This is a genomic window from Cohnella hashimotonis (assembly GCF_030014955.1).
GTDB classification, from domain to species: domain Bacteria; phylum Bacillota; class Bacilli; order Paenibacillales; family Paenibacillaceae; genus Cohnella; species Cohnella hashimotonis.
On record NZ_JAGRPV010000001.1, the window covers coordinates 3,329,556 to 3,347,983 of the forward strand.

Here is an 18,428-nt window from a genome sequence, read left to right on the forward strand (position 1 = left end):
TCATAAGGCGAGTAACCCAAAAAGCACGCCGCGGATGCGGCGTGCTTTTTGGGTTACTCTGGGCGACGATCGCGTCCGATTATTGCTGGCCGCCGATCCATTGGAAATGGAAGCTGCCTTCGCGGTCGAGTCTCTCGAACGTGTGCGCGCCGAAGTAATCGCGCTGCGCTTGAAGCAGGTTGGCCGGCAGACGCTCCGTACGGTAGCTGTCGTAGTAAGCGAGCGCCGAGGCGAACGCCGGTACCGGGATGCCTCTCGTAACGGCCGTAGCGACGACCTTGCGCCATGCGCCTTGATAATCGCGCACGACGTTGCCGAAGTATTCGTCCAGCAGCAGGTTTTGCAGCTCCGGATTGCGGTCGTAGGCGTCCTTGATGTTCTGCAGGAAGCCTGCGCGGATAATGCAGCCGCCTCTGAAGATCATGGCGATGCCGCCGTAATTCAGATCCCAGCCGTAAGCGTCCGAAGCGGCGCGCATCTGCGCGAAGCCTTGGGCATACGAAGCGATCTTGCTGGCGAAAAGCGCCTGGCGTACCGCTTCGATGAATGCTTTGGGGTCGCCGTCGTAGCTCGAAGCTTCCGGTCCGGTCAGCTTGCGGCTGGCGATGGCGCGCTCCTCCTTCATCGCCGACAGGAAGCGGGCGAAGACGGATTCGGTAATGATGGATAGCGGCACGCCCAGATCGAGCGCGCTTTGGCTCGTCCATTTGCCCGTTCCCTTTTGCCCCGCCGAATCGAGGATGACGTCAACCATCGGCTTGCCCGTCTCCGGATCGGTCTTGGAGAAGATATCGGCCGTGATCTCGATCAGGTAGCTGTCCAGTTCGCCTTGATTCCACTCGGCGAAAATCTCGTGCAGCTCGGCGGCGCCGAGTCCGAGTACGTCCTTCAGCAGGTGGTACGCTTCGCCGATCAGCTGCATATCGCCGTACTCGATCCCGTTATGCACCATTTTGACATAGTGGCCGGCGCCGTCCGCGCCGATATACGTCGAGCAGGGATCGCCGTTCACCTTGGCGGAGATCGCCGTCAGGATCGGCTCGACGAGCGCATAAGCGTCCTTTTGCCCGCCCGGCATGATCGCGGGACCGTGCAGCGCGCCCTCCTCGCCGCCGGATACGCCGGCGCCGATGAAGCGGAAGCCTTTTTCCTGCAACGCTTTATTTCTGCGCTGCGTATCCGGAAAATATGCATTGCCGCCGTCGATCAAAATGTCGCCTTGATCAAGATACGGTACCAGTTGCTCGATCGTATCGTCCGTCGGCTTGCCGGCCTTTACCATGATCAAAATCTTGCGCGGCGTCTCCAGCGATTGGACGAACTCCTCGACGCTGTACGCGCCGACGAAGTTTTTGCCCTTCGCCTCCTCCAGCAGTTCCTTAGTCTTCTCCGGCGAACGGTTGTATACCGCGACAGAGAAGCCTTTGCTCTCGATGTTCAGGGCGAGATTTTTGCCCATTACCGCAAGTCCGACCACGCCGATTTGCTGCTTGCTCATCCTTCTCCATCCTCCCGTGCTTCATGCTCTCTCTATTTTCAAAGGCTATTTATTAGAAACGCTTAACGCTTATTATTGGACCGCTTTTTTCCAGTCAGCCGCGAACTTTTCCATCCCCTGCTCGGTGAGCGGGTGCTTGGTAAGCTGCTCGATGACCGAGAACGGAATCGTGGCGATATGTGCGCCGGCCATGGCGACACGGGTTACGTGGTCCGGATGGCGCACGGAAGCGGCGATGATCTGCGCGTCCAGGTTATGGATGCGGAACAGTTCCGCGATCTTCGCGACGAGCAGGACGCCGTCTTCGGAGATGTCGTCCAGGCGGCCGAGGAAAGGAGATACGTACGTAGCGCCTGCCCGAGCGGCGAGCAGTGCCTGGTTGACCGTGAAAATCAACGTGACGTTCGTCTTGACGCCTTTCTTGGTCAGGTAGCGGCAAGCTTCGAGACCGGCCAGCGTCATCGGCAGCTTGATGGTGATGTTCTTGTCGTTGTTGTTGATCTTGATCAGCTCGTTGGCTTGGGCGATCATTTCTTCAGCCGTGAGGGCGTCCGGCGTTACTTCGGCGGATACCGATTCGACTTCGGGCACTTCCTTCAGGATCTCTTCAATGCGGTCTTCGAACTTGACGCCTTCCTTGGCGACCAGGGAAGGGTTCGTCGTAACGCCGGATAGAACGCCGATCTTGTACGCTTTTTTGATGTCGGCCAGGTTCGCGGTATCGATGAAAAATTTCATGCTTCAAAAACCTCCATTATTTTTAAGTTTGGATGTGCTGCCGTTACAAATTATAGCAGTTCTTTGGCGATTCGCACGACATTGGATGTTGAAAAGCCGAAGTATTCCATGACCGCGCCGCCGGCGCCCGATGCCCCGAACGTATCGATGGACAGCACCTTGCCGTCCTTGCCGACATAACGGTCCCAGCCGAGCGAGATTCCCGCTTCGATGGACAAGCGCTTCGTTACGGCATCTGGCAGTACGGATTGCTTGTATGCATCCGGCTGCCGGTCGAACAATTCGCGGCTCGGCATCGCCACGACGCGTACGGAGACATCGTCTTTCTCAAGCTCCGCCTTCGCGTTGACTGCCAAGGATACTTCGGAGCCCGTCGCGATCAGAATGAGGTCAGGCTGCGCGTTCGTCTCGGTCAGCACGTAAGCGCCCTTGGCCACTTGCTCGCGGTTCGCCTTCGTCTGCTCGTACGTCGGCAGATTTTGGCGGCTGAGAATCAGCGCGACCGGTCCTTCCTGCTGGGTCAGCGCATAAGCCCAAGCGTTCGCCGTCTCGTTGGCGTCCGACGGACGGATGACCGTCAGGCCGGGAATCGTGCGCAGCGCGGCCAGATGCTCGACGGGCTCATGCGTAGGACCGTCCTCGCCGACGGCGATCGAATCGTGCGTGAATACGTAGACGACCGGCAGCTTCTGCAGCGCGGCAAGTCTGATGGACGGACGCAGATAGTCGCTGAAAACGAAGAACGTGCTGACAAAGGCATTGACGCCGCCATGCAGCGCCATGCCGTTGCCGGCCGCGCCCATCGCATGCTCGCGGACGCCGAAGTACACGTTGCGGCCAGCGTACGAGTCGACCGCAAACTTGGGCTCGCCCTTAATGTCGGTCATCGTCGAATGCGACAGGTCCGCGCTGCCGCCGAAAATCGTCGGCACTTTTTTCACGTAGTGGTTGATCGCTTCGCCGCTCGCTACCCGCGTCGAGATCGACTTGGCCGCGTCGAACGACAGGATATCGCCGTCCTCAAGCGTTACCTTGCCGCTAATCGCGCCGGCCAGCTCTTGACCGAGCGCCGGGTGCGCTTCGCCGTAAGCGGACAGCAGCTTTTGCCATGCCTCTTCCTTGGCGGCGCCTTGACGCTTCAGCAGCTCGAAGTGCGCGCGCACCTCTTCCGGCACGGTGAACTCTTCTTCGTATGCCCAGCCGTAGTTCTGCTTGGTCGCCTTCGCTTCTTCGAGGCCGAGCGGGTTGCCGTGCACCTTATGCGTGCCGGCCGACTTGCTGCCGTAGCCGATGATCGTGCGGATCTCGATAAGCGTCGGCTGATCGCCATGCGCTTTGGCAGCCGCGATGGCTCCCGTTATCGCCGCCAGATCGTTGCCGTCTTCGACGCGCAGATATTGCCAGTTCGCTGATTCGGCGCGCTTTTGCATGTTTTCGCCGAAGCTCAGATTCAGATCGCCGTCGAGCGAGATATCGTTGGAATCGTACAGCACGATTAGCTTGCCCAGCTTCATGTGTCCGGCCATCGACATCGCCTCGTACGAGATGCCTTCCATCAGGCAGCCGTCTCCGACGAGCGCGTACGTATGGTGGTCGACGACGGGGAAGCCGGTCTGATTGAACTTCGAAGCGAGATGCGCTTCGGCCATCGCCATGCCGACCGCCATCGCGATCCCCTGGCCGAGCGGTCCTGTCGTCGCGTCGACGCCGTCCGTGTGACCGAACTCGGGATGGCCCGGCGTCCTGCTGTTCAGCTTGCGGAACTGCTGGAGGTCGTCGATCGTTACCCCGTAGCCGAACAGATGAAGCAAGCTGTACAGCAGCGCGGAGCCGTGCCCGGCCGACAGCACGAAGCGGTCGCGGTTGAACCACTTGGCGTTGGACGGGTTGTGGTTTAAATGCTCGGACCAGAGGGCATAGGCCATCGGGGCCGCCCCCATCGGCAGGCCGGGGTGACCGGAGTTAGCAGCGTTGATGGCGTCGATCGAGAGCGTACGGATCGTATCGACGGACAACTGTTCAATGGTTTGCGTGATAGGCATATTCTGCTCCTTCTTTGTCATCGGATTTAGGCAAGGCTTCGGATTGTTCGTCGTACCACCAGTGATACCCGTCTTCTGCGAGCAGAGCGTCCGATTCGGCGGGACCATGGCTGCCCGCTGCATAGCTGCGCAGCGGCACCGTATTTTCCGCGAATGCGTCCAGCACCGGCTGCACCCACTCCCAGGACATTTCGACCTCGTCCCAATGCGCGAAGAACGTCGAATCGCCCTTCATGGCGTCGCCGATCAAGTTCTCGTAAGCTTCGGGAGAATCGACGGGCGTCGAATGAAGATCGATATGAATCGGCTTGAAGCCGCCGTGCGCGCCGGTTTCCTTCGTATTCAGCCTGAGCGTGATGCTCTCGCCCGGACCGATCTCGATAACGAGCAGGTTCGGCGCGACGCCGTCCTCCGTTTGCGACCAAGCTTGCTTCAGCGGCTCCTTGAATTCGACGACGATGCGCGTCGATTTTTTGTTCATGCGCTTGCCGGTGCGGATGTAGAAAGGCACCCCGCGCCAATCGCCGTTGTCGATGCGCAATCTGGCTGCGATAAACGTGTCGTTCATGGAGTCGGGCCCGATTCCCGGCTCGGTCTTGTAGCCTCCGACCGGTTGTCCGCCGATGCTGCCTTCCGCGTATTGACCGCGTACGACATGCAGGCCGACGTCTTCCTTCGCGACGGGAACCAAGGCTTCCATGATCTTTTTCTTCTTGAAACGCACCTTCTCGGAGCTACTGTCGTAAGGCAGGTGGATTGCCGCCATCATGAGCAGCTGAAGCAGATGGTTCTGGAACATGTCGCGGATCGCGCCGACGTGATCGTAGTAGCCCGCACGCTCTTCGACGCCGACCGACTCGCTGGCCGTGATCTGTACGTTCGCGATATACCGGTTGGTCCAGAGCGCCTGGATGACCGGATTCGCCTGCTGCAGCGATTCGAGACGCTGCACGACCGGCTTGCCGAGGTAGTGATCGATGCGAAAAATTTCTTCTTCGGCAAACGATTCGGACAGCTTCGCATTCAGAGCGCGTGCGGACTGCAGATCGTGGCCGAAAGGCTTTTCGATGACCAGGCGTTTCCAGCCTTCGGCGGAGCCAAGCCCGCTCGCGCGAATGTTGTCGGCGATCGGCTCGAAGTGCTCGGGACCGACTGACAGATAGAACAATCGGTTCGGCGGCATGCGCAGCGCTTTTTCGCGGGATTCGACGAGCGCCAGCAGCTTGCGGTAGTCCTCCTCGCGGCCGATATCGAGCACGCTGTATCGGAAAGCCTCCAAAAAGGCGTTCAGCTTTTCCTTGTCGTCCGGCTGCGTTCGCGAAAACTGATACAGCGAGCGTTCGACGGCAGCCTGGAATACTTCATCGGTCCATTCTCTTCTGCCTAGACCGACGACGGAGAAGGCTTGCGGCAGCTTGCCGCGGATGAACAAGTTATAGAGGGCAGGATAGATTTTGCGCTTGGCCAGATCTCCTGTCGCCCCGAACAGTACAAAAGTGGTCGGTTCCATCTTCCTTCTCCTTCCTTCGAGCGAAGGTACGCTCTGGTTTCTAATTTGTATTTTCACTATAATACGAATCGAAGCCATACAAGTAATTAATATATTTCACAGGAGATATAGACCATGTCTATGGGTAACAATTACGAGCTGTACAAGGTGTTCTATTGGGCGGCCAAAACGGGGAGTTTGACGCAGGCGGCAAAGGCGCTGTTTTTGACGCAGCCCAGCGTGAGCCATGCCATCAAGCAGCTGGAGGAAAGCTTCGGCGTCTCGCTGTTTTACCGCAACTCCAAAGGCGTCGAACTGACGCAGGAAGGCGTCGTCCTGTATTCTTACATCGAGCAATCGCAAATTCTGATCTCGCTGGCGGAAGAAAAAATGGCCGCGCTCAAAAACCTGGACAGCGGCGAGCTCCGCATCGGCGGCAGCGACTCCCTGTTCAAGCATTACGTGCTGCCTTATTTGGAGCAGTTCCACGAGCGCCATCCCGGCGTCAAGCTGCACCTGAATCACGGCACGACGCCCGAGGTCATCACTTTCCTCAAAGAAGGACGCATCGATCTGGGCGTCGTCCGCATGCCGATCGTCGATCCGCAGCTGCAGGTGACAGAGAGCTTTCAGCTGCAGGATTGCTTTGTCGCCGGCGCCAGATATGCGGAGCTCAAAAACGAGGTGTTGACGCTTGACGCGCTGCTCCAGTATCCGATCATCCTGTTTTCGCGCAACAGCCGGGCACGGATGACGATCACGGAAATTTTCCAAAACTACGGCTACTCCATCAAGCCGGAGATCGAAGTCGGCAGCGTCGATCTGCTCATCGAATTCGCAAGACGGGGGCTGGGCATTTCCTATGTGACCCGAGAGTTCGTATCCAGGGAGCTCGAGGAAGGTTCGCTGTTCGAGGTGGCGATCGATATCCCGCTGCCGCCGTCCCATGTCGGATTGTTAACGATGCGAAATATGCCGCTGTCGAGCGCTGCGAAAGCTTTTATCGGATTGGTGAAGTAAAAATCAAAGACGAGGTATGGCGGCTTGGCGGGGGCTTGGCGGTTTGGGAGCTTGGCCGTATTGAACTTGGGCACTCGGAGCGTCTGGCGGACACCGAATCCGAGCTATCGTCCGTCCGATTGGATAAGAAAAAAACGAGCATGCTGGCTTAACGCCTGCACGCTCGTTTAATTAATAGCATTAAATGCCTTGATTCAACTCGAGTATATTCCCCGCCGGATCCCGGAGATAAGCGACGCGGTGCCCCCACTCCGGCGTATCGCGAGGCGGTTGAACGAACGTAACGCCTTTTGACTGCAGATTCTCGTACACAGCATCGAGATCTGCTACTCGGAATACGAGCGCGACTTGATCGCGGCCGCTGAACGGCATCGAAGCCGGCCTCGCTTCAACCGGCTCCTCTGCCATCGGCGTTTCGAGCGCGAAGCTGACGTCGCCCGTCGCAAACTCCGCAAACGGCGTCGTCTCGTCACCGTATCGCACTTCAAGACCGATGATATCGCGGTAAAACAAAAAGCATTCGTGAACATTCGGCGCCAGCAGTCGAACATGCGAGAGCTTCAAAATCATCCTCCGCCCTTCTTTTCGGATGACTTTAGTCTATCATGCGCCGGGAGCGGGCGTTTCTTATCGATTGCTGAATTCGATCCCCGTGTCCTCGGTCGCTTAAAACGAATCCCGGCCAGGCCGAGGGCGTATCCCCCAACCATCGCCGCGAAGCGTCGGTCTGCGATGGCGGCCGCCATTCGGATCGAAGCCGTGTCCTCTTCCGCTTTCCGGATGACCGACGATGCCTCTTCCGCGTGGATCGAAGCCGCGAGGTCCGAAGCCATGCCCGTGATGTCCTCGCCCGCCCCCTGGATCATCGTCTCGTCCATCCTGACCTTCCGTTCCTACTAATTGCCGCTCCAGCTCCCCGATCAACCGGTCCAGATATTCGCCCATCGTCCGCTGCTCTTCCTCGCTAAGACATTCGAACAGCTTGTTATGGTTTTCCTGCTGCTTTTCCATTTCCTCCGCTGCCAGCGAACCGGCTTCCGTCAGCTTCACGTTCATCACCCTTCGGTCTTGCTCGGAAGGCATCCGGTTAATATACCCGTTGCGTTCCAGCTTGCCGAGCAGCTCACCTAGCGATTGATTGCGCATATCCAGCAAATACGACAGCTCCTTTTGGGTAATTTCCGGCTTCAACTTGAGCAGCGACAGTACGCGTCCTTGCCCGCGCAGCGGATCGCCGCCGCCCGCACCTTCTCTCAGCAAATGATGTTGATAACGTCGCAGCAAAATGACGATGCGGAACAATTGCTCCATCAAATTCGATTGATTATTTTCCATAGCGATAGCCTCCCATATTTATTCAGGGGCCTGATAATCAGGTGCCTTGTTTTTATAATACAGGTACCTTTGTATTTAGTCAAATCATTTACAAAAAAAAGCCTTGCCGAAGATCGGCAAGACACAGGCAAGGCTTTTTTGTTGAATCCCCTCTCATAGAGCAGGCGATCTGCGCCCCAAAGGCACAAACCGCCGCATCCCCTCTCATAGAGCAGGCGATCTGCGCCCCAAAGGCACAAACCGCCGCATCCCCTCTCATAGAGCAGGCGATCTGCGCCCCAAAGGCACAAACCGCCGCATCCCCTCTCATAGAGCAGGCGATCTGCGCCCCAAAGGCACAAACCGCCGCATCCCCTCTCGTAGAGCAGGCGATCTGCGCCTCCAAGGCACAAACCGCCGCACCCCCTATCATAGAGCAGGCGATCTGCGCCTCCAAGGCACAAACCGCCGCATCCCCCACCAATCGCGATCACACGACCCGATTCGCCGTCTTCCCGGCCAAAAACGCCTCCAGGTTGCTGACGGCGATCGCCATTAGCCGCTCTCGCGCTTCCCGCGTCGCCCATGCTTGATGCGGCGTAATGATGCAGTTGGCGGCGGACAGCAGCGGATGATCCGCTGGCGGCGGCTCCGCGGACAATACGTCCAGCCCCGCGCCTGCGATGCCGCCGGCGTTCAGGCAGTCTGCGAGATCCTGCTCTGCGATCAAGCGTCCGCGCGCCGTGTTGATCAGGAATGCTGACTTCTTCATCCTCGCGAGACTGTCGCGATTGATGAGCTCTTCCGTATCCGGCGTGAGCGGGCAATGCAGGCTGACCACGTCCGATTTTCCAAGCAGCTCGGGCAAGGATACCCACTCGAAGCCTTCGAACGGAGGCGCCTCGTCGGGATGACGCTTGTACGCGGCGACCCTCATGCCGAAGGCGTGCGCAATGCGCGCAACCGCTTCTCCGATGCGGCCGTAGCCGACGATTCCGAGCGTCTTCCCGCTCAGCTCCGTGAGCGGCGTTTTCCAATAGCTGAAATCGGGGCTGCCCGCCCATTCTCCAGCCTTGACGGAGCGATCGTGCAGACCCGCGTGCTGGCACAGCTCGAGGAGCAAGGCGAATACGGATTGCGCGACGGAATCCGTCCCGTATCCCGGCACGTTCGTAACGGCGACGCCTCGCTCGCCAGCCGTCCGGACGTCGACGATATCGTAACCGGTCGCCAGTACGCCGATATATTCGAGCGCAGGCAGCTTCGCCAGCAGCTCGGCACGGACCGGCGTCTTGTTCGTCAGCACGATGCGCGCATCGCGCGCCCGCTCCTCCGCGAGCTCCGGCGCCGTCCGGTCGTATACCTCAACTTGGCCCAGACGTTCAAAGCCGCTCCAGGACTGATCGCCAGGATTTAGGGTATAGCCGTCTAGCACGACGATTTTCACATTGATCCTCTCCCTTTTCGGCGAGTCCGCACCACTGCGGTCCCATCCAACGATGACGGGACGGCAGTAACCTGCAGACCGCATCGCACGTCTTATTTACAGCATGATCACCGAATCCGTAAAAAATGAGGTGCACAAAAAAATGAATACATCTCCCTGCCTCGTTGTCATTCGCGGCTACCCGTTCGACGAGGGCACCGTTCTGGCGCTCGAGCGGCCGAACGTCGTTTTAGGCCGCAAGGACGCCGAGTGGACGCCCGATATCGGTTTCGACAATGCCTATGTGTCCAGAAAGCATGCCGGGATCGTTTGCGAAAAAGGAATCTGCACATTGACGGACTTTGGCAGCAAGCACGGCACCACGGTAAACGGCAATCGACTGATGCCATTCAAACCCGTCATCCTGAGGGCATCCGACATCGTCGCCTTTTCCAAAGGCTCGGTTTGCCTGGCCTTTTCCAGCCGGGCGTTGGAAGATACGCTGGAGCTCCAGCTCGAACGCGAAGAACTGCTGCGTCCTGGCACCGGTAAGGAAGACTTCGCGCTTGATCCGATCAGGCAAGCGCTCACCGTTCGCAACACGACCTACCCGTTTACGGACAAAGAATACAAATGCGTCGAGCTGCTCCTGCGCAAGGAGCGGAGATTCGTCGGCAAAGAGGAAATCGCCCGCTGCGTATGGCCCGAACGAACCGGCAAGGACGGGATCCCGGCGGCCGGATCGGAAGAGATCAACTCTCTTCTGTACCGTATCCGCAAAAAAACGGGTCCCGTCCTCTCCATCGAAAACGTGCGCGGCAAAGGTTTCGTGCTCAGCCTTTCATCGCTTGCTGAAAAATCCGTTTGACCTTCGGCGTGACATAGGTGCTGCCGCCGCGCCCGTCGACGTCTTCGACCATGACGGCGAGCAGCAGCTTCGGATCGTTCGCGTCAAAGCCGACGAACCAGCCGTTTTCCTCGCCCTTTACGCCTTTTGTTGCCTTGAGCTCGGCCGTGCCCGTCTTGCCGGCGATCGCCGCCCCTTGAATATAGGCGCCGTGGCCGACGCCTTCCGGACTCGCCACCGCCTGAACGAGATCCTTCTTCAAAAGCTCCGCCGACTCGGGCGTCATCGCGGCCGCCTTCCAGAGCTGCGGCGAATCTGGATCGTCCTCCAGCGTCAATCGCGGATATGCGATATTCCCCCCATTGACGATCGCCGAGAAGGCAAGCGCCACATGAAGCGACGTCATCGTCACTTCGCCTTGCCCGTAGCCCGAGTCCGCGAGCTGAATCTCGTTTTTGAGGCCTTTGTTGGACAGCTGTGACTTGGCCAGGGGATAGACGATCGGGATCGCTTCCCCGATGCCGAACTTGGCGACGTCCTCGGCGAATTTGTCCTTGCCGAGCGCGAGCGCCGCCTGCGCGAAGTAGATGTTGTCCGAGTAGGTGAGCGCCTTGGACAAGTCGACCGGATTGACGGCGTGCACCCGCTTCACGTAGTAGCTGCCCCACGAGCCGTCCTTCGTCCACTTCAAGCCGGAGATCTCGACGGCCTTGTCCGGATCGAGCGTCCCGGCGTCCAGTCCGATCGCGGCCGTAACGAGCTTGAACGACGAGCCGGGCGCGTAGCCTTTGGAAAAGCGGTTCAGGAACGGGTGACGCGGGTCGTCGTTCCAGGCCGCGTACTGCTTGGCGGACAAGCCGCGCGCGAAGGCGTTCGGATCGTAGGACGGACTGCTGAGCAGCGCCAGCACCTCGCCGGTCCGGGGCTCGATCGCCGCAGCCGACGACGCGTCCGCCTTGATCTCCTCGTAAATCGTTTTTTGCAAACCTGCGTCCACGGTCAGTTGAAAAGACGTTCCGGGCTCGGCCGGCTTCTCGGCGAGCACCGCCTTGCGCTGGCCGCCGGCGTCCTCGATCGCGACGACGACGCCGTCCGTCCCTCTCAGCTTGTCTTCGAGCACCTGTTCCAGTCCCGCTTTGCCGATCACGTCGCCGGTCTTGTAGCCTTTGTCCTTGAGTCGCTCCAGCTGCTCGGCATTGATCTCTCCGACGTACCCGGTCAAATGGGCCGCAGCTGCGCCTAGCGGATACTCGCGAAGCTTCTTTTGCTGAAAAGCGACGCCGGGCACGCCGTCGAAGGCATCCAACTCGGATTCGTCAACGATTCCGATCGGTACGAACAGACCGGGCTTGACCCAGGATGCGCCAAGCTTGCGGTCAATATCGGTCACGGCAATGCCAAGCTTGGCGGCTACCTTGGCCTTGACGGCGGCGGGGTCGTCTCCGAGCTGCCCGGGAATGATGCCGAGCTGCGGCGCCGTGCCGTTGACGGCAAGCCCTTCGCCCGTGCGGTCGACGATCTCGCCGCGTTCGGAGGCCAGTGTCTGCACGCGCACTTTGTCTCCGTCCTTCATCTCGGGGAAAATCATCGACGAATCCCAATCGATCCGCCACTTCTCCTCCTCGCCGTCCAGCGTTTTCCTCGCCGTGCCCTCGTGCTTGAACGTCACGGGCCCGGCGACGGTCTCCATTTGAACGGCATATTGGAATTTCTGGACGACAGGACCGGACGAAGCGGTCGAGGCCGGCGACCCCGACGGCGAACCGGCCGGCGCCGGAGAGATGTTTTCTACTTCAAGCTTTGCCGCCTTAATGCCTTCGTAAATTTTGCCGTAGCGTTCGGCGAATTGCTCCGCGGTCTGCTTGCTCCTGGCGTCGGGTGTCAGCATCGCGTACATGCCCGCATAGTCGAGCTGCTGCCAATCCTTGAGGTAGACCTTGATCGCGTCTTCGGCCGTCGGCTCCGGCGTCGGTTCCGGCGTCAGATTGTTGGCGCCGCCTTTGCATCCGCTTAGCACTGTCAAAACCAGCAGGGCCGCTATCGCCCCTTTGCGTATGATCATTTTTCCGCCTCCCGGCTCGAGTTGTCCGCTAACGACGCTGCTTCGACCGCGTTAGAATGCGATCGATTCTACTGCTATCATAGAGCGGCAACTCTTTCCATTCAATAGAAGAAAAATGATAGACGGCTGATAAGGGCGGATTCGCACGGTAAACGGCAAGATTATCGGTTGAAATCCCGAATCGCCTGATTGATCCGCTCCCGCTTGCGCAGCAGCCAATCGGCGTCGCGCGGATATACGGAAAAGGTAAGCGGCGATTCGAGTCCGCCTTCCGCCAGCGCCGCCGCCGCTTCGCGGCCCGCCAGCGTCTCCAGCAGCCGCAGGGCGCGCAGATCCTGGAGCGCCTCGCGCACGACTTTGAGACGGATCGATTCGATCGGATCCTCCCCTTCGCTTCCCGGATACACCAGAAAGGCGTCCCCCGACGGGAAAGCGCCGTCCGCGTCCGTAACCTCGAACGGACGGATCGGCCGCTCCGAATACTGCGCGTACCAGAAGTTGAAGCCCCAGTGCAGGAAGCCCTTGATATCGTATTTATAAAGCTGCAAGCCGAGAATGCGGCTGCGGGCGGAAGGCATGTCGAAAAAGCGGTTGGCGACGTCCTTGTACTGCGAGCAGCAATAATACGTCCAAAGATCGGGCACGCCGGCCGCCAGAAACGGATCGATCCGATCGTTGGAAGGAATCGGCTGTCCGACCAGACCCAGCTCGTAAAATGCGAAGTCGGACAGCGCATCGATGATCGGAAACCCGGACAAATGCTTGCGCATCGTCTCGGAAGCGGCGCGGTACGACTCGACGTCCGCTTCGTGCGGCTCGTCCGATACATGGAAAAAGACGCGGTCTTCCAGACCGCGATCGCGGATATATTCGACGAGTTCAGGGAGGAACGCATCAAGAAATCGGCGATAAGGCGCGCCGGCCGCGTCGGTATGCCAGCCGAACAGCTTAACCGGCACGCCCTCCGCCAGCGCCTCGATCTTCGGCGCATGCTTCGCGCCCCACTGGGTGAACAGATGGGAAAATTCGAAATAACGGATACCCTTGCGCAGCCCCAGCTCGAGCCAGCGGGTCAGCTTGTCGAAGCCAAAGCGGTAAGCCTCCCCGTCCAGGCACACGTCGATCAGCTGAACCGTCGGCCGCTCCCCGCCGATCGCCGTGTCGAGCGGCGGCGTAAACAGCGGCGTGAGCAGCATGTTCATCCCGTGCGCTGCCGCCGTACCGACGTACGACTCGATCAGCGCCCAGTGCCGCTCGCTGAATATATCGACGCCGTATTCCGTCGCGAGACAATCCGCGTGCAGCCACTCCGTATGGATCAGCTGCTGCTCCGGCAGCTCGGCCGGCACGACCTCCAGCACGAAATCCTCCTGTCCCAACGCGTCGCCGTCTTCGGAGTCGAACGCGATCTCGATCGTATGCGTACCCGCACGGGTATCGCTGTCGACCGCGACTTCGATCCATAGCGATCGCCACTGTCGCGGGGGAACCTTGATCGTGTCGTTCCGGCCGAGCGGGAGCAGCGGATCCGGATACAGCCCCGGCACGCCGCGCAAAATACCGTCGTCCGGATCTCCGTAGCACGGCAGCGCAGACGGCGCGAGGCCGACGGCTTTGACGACGATCTTGCCTTCAAGCCCGGGCGCCGAGACCTTAACGCGAACGCGAGCAGCCCTCGTCAGCTCCGGTCCCCGATAGGCGACCTGGAACGAAAAAAATTCTCCCCGCAGCGCGGTAGCCGTTCCGAAGCGTGCGTCCGGCACTACCGCGGCGTCCGGGAACACTTTGGCGAGCGAGCTTAAACAACGGGTTTCAAACGCGAGCTTACCCGACATCCTCCCGTACCTCCTCTTCATGATCGAAACCCGCCGCGCGAAACGCGCGCGCCAAATCTGCGATCAGCTCGGCCGGCTCCTCCAGCCCGATATACAGCCGCAGGACGGGCCGCGTAGCGCGCGGCTGTCCCGCAGCGCCTTCCTGGAGCGAGACCAGGCTTTCGTAACCGCCCCAGCTAAAGCCGATGCGAAAATAGGCGAGCGAATCGACAAACCGCTCCAAACGTTCCCGATCCGCGCCGGCCTCGAACGAAAGCAGTCCGCCGAAGCCTGACATTTGAGAAAGTGCAAGCGCGTGCTGCGGATGAGAAGTCAGTCCCGGGTGGCGGACGCGCTCAACGAAAGGCAGCGATCCCAGATAACCGGCCACGGCGAAGCCCCCTGCCTGATGACGCTCCATCCGCAGCGGCAGCGTTCGCAGTCCGCGCATGATCACTGCGGCTGTCTGCGGCAGCATGACCGCGCCGAGCAGGACGAGCTCGCTGCCGCTCATCGCTTGAATCGCTTCGGCGCTGCCGACGACTGCGCCGCCCATCGCGTCGCTGTGTCCGCCCGCGTACTTCGTGAGCGAGTGAACGACCAGATCGATGCCGAGCGCAAGCGGGTTCTGATAGCACGGCGTCGCCCAAGTATTGTCTACGATCGTGACGATTCCCCGCTCGCGCGCCAACGCTGCGCAACGGCGCAAGTCCTGTAGCTCGAACATCAGACTGGTCGGGCTCTCCAAATAAAGCAGCTTCGTCTCCGGCCGGATCGCCGAGACGATACCGTCGATATCGGATCCGTCGACGAAGGTCGTCCCGATCCCAAGCCGCTTCAGATAGCTTCCCATCAGCACTCTTGCAGGACCGTAGGCTTGGTCTATGCATACGATATGATCGCCCGCTTTTACGGATGACAGCACGGCCGCCGAGATGGCGCCCATGCCCGTAGCGAAGCATCGAGCGCGCTCCCCGCCTTCCAGCTCGGCGAGCCTGTCCTCGAGCGCGCGGACGGTCGGATTGTTGCCGCGCGAATAAATAAAGGCGTCCGCGTCCCCGCCCGCACGCTCCATATCGGCGACGTTCGGAAAAGTGAACAAGCTGCTGTCGTAAATGGGCGTGTGTACGGCGCCGAAATGCCGTTCGTCATGGACGTCATGCGTCACGGCGGAGTGAATCGACATCCCGCTCTTCATCGCGCCGCCCCCGCCGTCATGGTCGGGATGCCGCGGAAGGCGTCGCTATTCGACGAGCGCTCGGCCTCGAGGCAGGTCAGCGCGCTCTTGATGCCCATGGAGAGCGGCGTTGCCGACTTTTCTTTGCCGGCCATAACGCCGATGAAGTTGAGCGCCAGCGCCGAATCGCCGCCGAAATGCGGCAGCTTGGCAGCTTCAAGCTTATAACTTTCTACCCGCCGCGTATGGTGCATGAATACGTTAACCTCGTCGCGGTAAAAGTCGAACTCCGCGGTGCCTTCGTAGCCGATCAAACGGACGCCACGCCGTGCGGCCGCTTTGCGCGTGTAGAAGTTTTGCGAATAAACGGCATGCATGCCCGAATCGTAGCGGATGAGCACGCTCGCCGAATCGTGATTTCCGGTGTCGACCGCGAAGGCGCATTGGTCGCCGGTCACCTCTTCGTCGCTGAACCGTGTCAGCACATAGGGACTTTCCGGACAGACCCGGTTGTCCGCGCAATCGCCGCAGCGCAGGCCGGCAGGCTTGTCTCCCTTGAAAACCTGCTTCGAAGCCATCGCGGCGACCGATACGGGCTGCCGGCTGATGAGGTAATTCAGGCAGTCCAAATCATGCGTCGCTTTCTGTAAGAAAAGGCCGCCGGTCTCGGCTTCGTCCCGATACCAGCTATGATAATAGACGCTGCCGTAAGGCACGTTGTTGACGGCCTGCGCGTGCTCGATCGTTCCCAGCCGTCCCGAGTCGAGAATCTCCTTGGTCAGCTTGACGATCGGGGTGTTGCGCAGCGGGAACGAGACGACGACCTCCGATCGGCTCCTCTCCTCAGCCTCCGACAGCAGCTGCAAATCCGTTAAGCTAATCCCGACGGGCTTCTCGAGAAAAAGCGGCAGATGCCGCTGCATGACTTTAACCGCCATCTCGGCATGAAGCGCGCAGCGGGTGCCGATCATGACCCCGTCGAGCGCCTCATGTGCCAACATCTCGTCCGCGTTCTCATAGAAACGCACGGCCGGCGCCTCGATTCCTTTTTCCGCGAGCAGCTTCGCTGCCTTGGCGGTGTCAATATCCGCGATCGCCGCCACTTCGACGCCCGCATCCAGCTCCAACAGCCGATCCAGAAAATAGTGCATCCGCGTACCGTATCCGATGATTCCGATTTTCATATCGATGCGCTCCTTTCAGCTTGCGACAGTCCGCAGTCCATGCCATCTCGACGGCATTAACCGAGCTCCGCCGTATCCTGCAGCTTCGCAAGCGGCGAAGACGTTCCGTGCAGCTCGAACAAGACGAGCTCGTTCGTTCCCTTCCGCAGCAGCGGACCGGGCACGTACAGCGTTTTTTGCGGACCTTTTTCCCAATAGCGTCCAAGGTTGAAGCCGTTCACGAAGGCGACGCCCTTCTTCCATCCGTCCAATTTCAAAAAAGTATCTCCTGCCGCATCCGCCTCGAAAAAGCCCCGGTAGAAGGCAGGCTCTTCCGCTTGCGGCTCTCCGTCGCCAGGAGCGAATCGCAATCCGGACAAGTTGTCCAGCGGCAGACAGCGTATCGTCCAGCCGAACAAAAATTGATGGTACAGCTTCGCGCCCGCCTTGACGCCTTCCGTAATGCCCTTCGGGTCGCGCAGCTTCGCGCCATAGTTGATGCGTCCCATATTCTCGACCAGAATGCCGAGCTTCGCGCCCCCGGCGGGAATGTCCGCCTTCACCGAGTCCTCGCCGCTCCAGCGCTCGACCGTGCCGCAGTAAGCTCCGTCGACGTATACGTTCGCCCGGTCGCGCACCTCCTGCAGCATGATCTCGCAGTCCGTCTGCGGTCCGCTGATGTCCGTCTCGTACCAGATGAAGCCGTAATCCTGCCCAAGCCGCTCCATCGTCTCGGGGACGACCGACTCCACGGCGCCGCCCAGCGATTCGAACGCGTCGAACAGCGATACGCGCTCCGCCATTCGCACCGTCCCGTAGCTTCGCTTCGCTGGCGTCGCAGGCGGCATTTCCGGCAGCTCCGCGTAACGGCCGATCACCTTCCGGATCGCCCAATACTTGTCCGTCGGCTCTCCAGATTCGGACAGCAGCGCATTGTAGTCGTAGCTTGTCACCGTCGGTTCGTAATGCTCGATATGATTCGCCCCGTTGTAGAATCCGAAGTTCGTGCCGCCGTGGAACATATAGAAGTTGACCGAAGCTCCCGCCGCAAGAATGCGGTCTAACACGTCGACCACGTCCGCGAAGCCGCGCACATGATGCTCGTCGCCCCAATGGTCGAACCAGCCGTTCCAATATTCCATGCAGACGAGCGGTCCTTCCGGCCGGTATGCGCGGAGCTTGGCGAACGCCTGCTCGGGCTTCGAGCCGAAGTTCAGCGTGGCCAGAACGCCGGGCACGGTACCGCCCTGCAGCATGTAGTCCTCCGAGCCGTCGGACGTGAACAGCGGTACGTCCATGCCGCCGCTTTCAAGCTCTGATTTTAGAAATTTCAAATAATTTTTGTCATTGCCGTAGCTGCCGTATTCGTTTTCGATCTGAAGCGCGATGACCGGGCCGCCCGACGTACACAGAAGCGGCTTCAGCCTCGGAAGGAGCTCGTCGTAATAGGCCTTCACCTTCGCCAGATAGACCGGATGGCTGCACCGCAGCCGCATGTCCGGTTCGGCGAGCAGCCAGGACGGCAGGCCGCCGAATTCCCACTCCGCGCATATATAGGGGCTCGGACGCAAAATGACGTGAAGACCGAGCTCGCCCGCCAGCCGGACGAACCGCTCCAAGTCCGCGATGCCCTCGAACCGGAAGTCGCCTTCCTTCGGCTCGTGCAGGTTCCAGGCAACATACGTCTCGACCGTATTGAAGCCGCAAGCGCGAAGCTTGCGCAGCCGGTCTTCCCAGTATTCCGGCACGATGCGGAAGTAGTGCATTGCCCCGCTGATAATGCGCATCGGCTCGCCGTTATAGACGAAGCCGTCGCCTTGGATTGCGAATGTAGCCAT

At 59.8% G+C, this 18,428-nt stretch carries 14 protein-coding genes; 2 read left to right on the forward strand and 12 right to left on the reverse strand.

All coding sequences use genetic code 11. From position 1 onward, the window contains the following. Positions 1–79: 79 nt before the first annotated feature. The 4 genes from gndA to zwf all read right to left on the reverse strand — a co-directional run bounded on the left by gndA (position 80) and on the right by zwf (position 5,788). Complete coding sequence (gene gndA, locus KB449_RS13295; RefSeq protein WP_282908844.1) at positions 80–1,498, reverse strand: NADP-dependent phosphogluconate dehydrogenase; 1,419 nt, start codon at positions 1,496–1,498, stop codon at positions 80–82. A gap of 72 nt (positions 1,499–1,570) precedes the next feature. Beyond that, positions 1,571–2,236 (reverse strand): fructose-6-phosphate aldolase, encoded by a 666-nt coding sequence (gene fsa, locus KB449_RS13300; protein WP_090115946.1) that lies wholly within the window; start codon positions 2,234–2,236, stop codon positions 1,571–1,573. Between the two features lie 50 nt (positions 2,237–2,286). Next, a complete protein-coding gene (gene tkt / locus KB449_RS13305) occupies positions 2,287–4,272 on the reverse strand; it encodes a transketolase (RefSeq protein ID WP_282912805.1) in 1,986 nt (661 codons plus the stop codon). Further along, the gene (zwf, locus tag KB449_RS13310) at positions 4,256–5,788 is read right to left on the reverse strand and encodes a glucose-6-phosphate dehydrogenase (RefSeq protein WP_282908845.1); all 1,533 of its coding nucleotides are present in this window, start codon (positions 5,786–5,788) and stop codon (positions 4,256–4,258) included. Before zwf ends, tkt begins: the two co-directional genes overlap by 17 nt. Before the next feature lie 120 nt (positions 5,789–5,908). Here zwf and KB449_RS13315 point away from each other — a divergent pair, with 120 nt between their 5' ends. After that, positions 5,909–6,787, forward strand: a complete 879-nt coding sequence (locus KB449_RS13315) for a LysR family transcriptional regulator (RefSeq protein WP_282912806.1) — start codon at positions 5,909–5,911, stop codon at positions 6,785–6,787. 180 nt (positions 6,788–6,967) lie between these two features. On the opposite strand, the gene KB449_RS13320 is transcribed toward KB449_RS13315, so the two are convergent. The 3 genes from KB449_RS13320 to KB449_RS13330 all read right to left on the reverse strand — a co-directional run bounded on the left by KB449_RS13320 (position 6,968) and on the right by KB449_RS13330 (position 9,548). Continuing rightward, positions 6,968–7,357 (reverse strand): VOC family protein, encoded by a 390-nt coding sequence (locus KB449_RS13320; RefSeq protein WP_282908846.1) that lies wholly within the window; start codon positions 7,355–7,357, stop codon positions 6,968–6,970. A 96-nt stretch (positions 7,358–7,453) separates the two neighbouring features. Beyond that, a complete protein-coding gene (locus KB449_RS13325; protein ID WP_282908847.1) occupies positions 7,454–8,122 on the reverse strand; it encodes a MarR family winged helix-turn-helix transcriptional regulator in 669 nt (222 codons plus the stop codon). A gap of 469 nt (positions 8,123–8,591) precedes the next feature. Beyond that, on the reverse strand, positions 8,592–9,548 hold the full coding sequence (locus tag KB449_RS13330) for a D-2-hydroxyacid dehydrogenase (RefSeq protein ID WP_282908848.1): 957 nt from the start codon (positions 9,546–9,548) through the stop codon (positions 8,592–8,594). Positions 9,549–9,690: 142 nt separating this feature from the next. On the opposite strand from KB449_RS13330, the gene KB449_RS13335 reads away from it, so the two are divergent. Beyond that, positions 9,691–10,395, forward strand: coding sequence for an FHA domain-containing protein (locus KB449_RS13335; RefSeq protein ID WP_282908849.1), 705 nt, complete (start codon positions 9,691–9,693; stop codon positions 10,393–10,395). On the opposite strand, the gene KB449_RS13340 is transcribed toward KB449_RS13335, so the two are convergent. The 5 genes from KB449_RS13340 to KB449_RS13360 all read right to left on the reverse strand — a co-directional run bounded on the left by KB449_RS13340 (position 10,361) and on the right by KB449_RS13360 (position 18,428). Continuing rightward, positions 10,361–12,436, reverse strand: coding sequence for a penicillin-binding transpeptidase domain-containing protein (locus KB449_RS13340; RefSeq protein WP_282908850.1), 2,076 nt, complete (start codon positions 12,434–12,436; stop codon positions 10,361–10,363). The genes KB449_RS13335 and KB449_RS13340 overlap by 35 nt on opposite strands. A 161-nt stretch (positions 12,437–12,597) precedes the next feature. Beyond that, on the reverse strand, positions 12,598–14,271 hold the full coding sequence (locus KB449_RS13345; RefSeq protein WP_282908851.1) for a DUF4091 domain-containing protein: 1,674 nt from the start codon (positions 14,269–14,271) through the stop codon (positions 12,598–12,600). Beyond that, positions 14,261–15,448, reverse strand: coding sequence for a trans-sulfuration enzyme family protein (locus KB449_RS13350; RefSeq protein ID WP_282908852.1), 1,188 nt, complete (start codon positions 15,446–15,448; stop codon positions 14,261–14,263). The genes KB449_RS13345 and KB449_RS13350 overlap by 11 nt, the downstream gene beginning before the upstream one ends. Next, the gene (locus KB449_RS13355; RefSeq protein WP_282908853.1) at positions 15,445–16,611 is read right to left on the reverse strand and encodes a Gfo/Idh/MocA family protein; all 1,167 of its coding nucleotides are present in this window, start codon (positions 16,609–16,611) and stop codon (positions 15,445–15,447) included. The genes KB449_RS13350 and KB449_RS13355 overlap by 4 nt, the downstream gene beginning before the upstream one ends. 56 nt (positions 16,612–16,667) lie before the next feature. Beyond that, on the reverse strand, positions 16,668–18,428 hold the full coding sequence (locus KB449_RS13360; RefSeq protein WP_282908854.1) for a glycoside hydrolase family 35 protein: 1,761 nt from the start codon (positions 18,426–18,428) through the stop codon (positions 16,668–16,670).

Coding starts and splice junctions, on each gene's coding strand:
- fsa (WP_090115946.1), bottom strand. CDS start 2,236: ATGAAATTTTTCATCGATACCGCGAACCTGGCCGACATCAAAAAAGCG.
- KB449_RS13345 (WP_282908851.1), bottom strand. CDS start 14,271: ATGTCGGGTAAGCTCGCGTTTGAAACCCGTTGTTTAAGCTCGCTCGCC.
- KB449_RS13315 (WP_282912806.1), top strand. CDS start 5,909: ATGGGTAACAATTACGAGCTGTACAAGGTGTTCTATTGGGCGGCCAAA.
- KB449_RS13335 (WP_282908849.1), top strand. CDS start 9,691: ATGAATACATCTCCCTGCCTCGTTGTCATTCGCGGCTACCCGTTCGAC.
- KB449_RS13355 (WP_282908853.1), bottom strand. CDS start 16,611: ATGAAAATCGGAATCATCGGATACGGTACGCGGATGCACTATTTTCTG.
- zwf (WP_282908845.1), bottom strand. CDS start 5,788: ATGGAACCGACCACTTTTGTACTGTTCGGGGCGACAGGAGATCTGGCC.
- KB449_RS13325 (WP_282908847.1), bottom strand. CDS start 8,122: ATGGAAAATAATCAATCGAATTTGATGGAGCAATTGTTCCGCATCGTC.
- KB449_RS13320 (WP_282908846.1), bottom strand. CDS start 7,357: ATGATTTTGAAGCTCTCGCATGTTCGACTGCTGGCGCCGAATGTTCAC.
- KB449_RS13340 (WP_282908850.1), bottom strand. CDS start 12,436: ATGATCATACGCAAAGGGGCGATAGCGGCCCTGCTGGTTTTGACAGTG.
- KB449_RS13350 (WP_282908852.1), bottom strand. CDS start 15,448: ATGAAGAGCGGGATGTCGATTCACTCCGCCGTGACGCATGACGTCCAT.
- gndA (WP_282908844.1), bottom strand. CDS start 1,498: ATGAGCAAGCAGCAAATCGGCGTGGTCGGACTTGCGGTAATGGGCAAA.
- KB449_RS13360 (WP_282908854.1), bottom strand. CDS start 18,428: ATGGCTACATTCGCAATCCAAGGCGACGGCTTCGTCTATAACGGCGAG.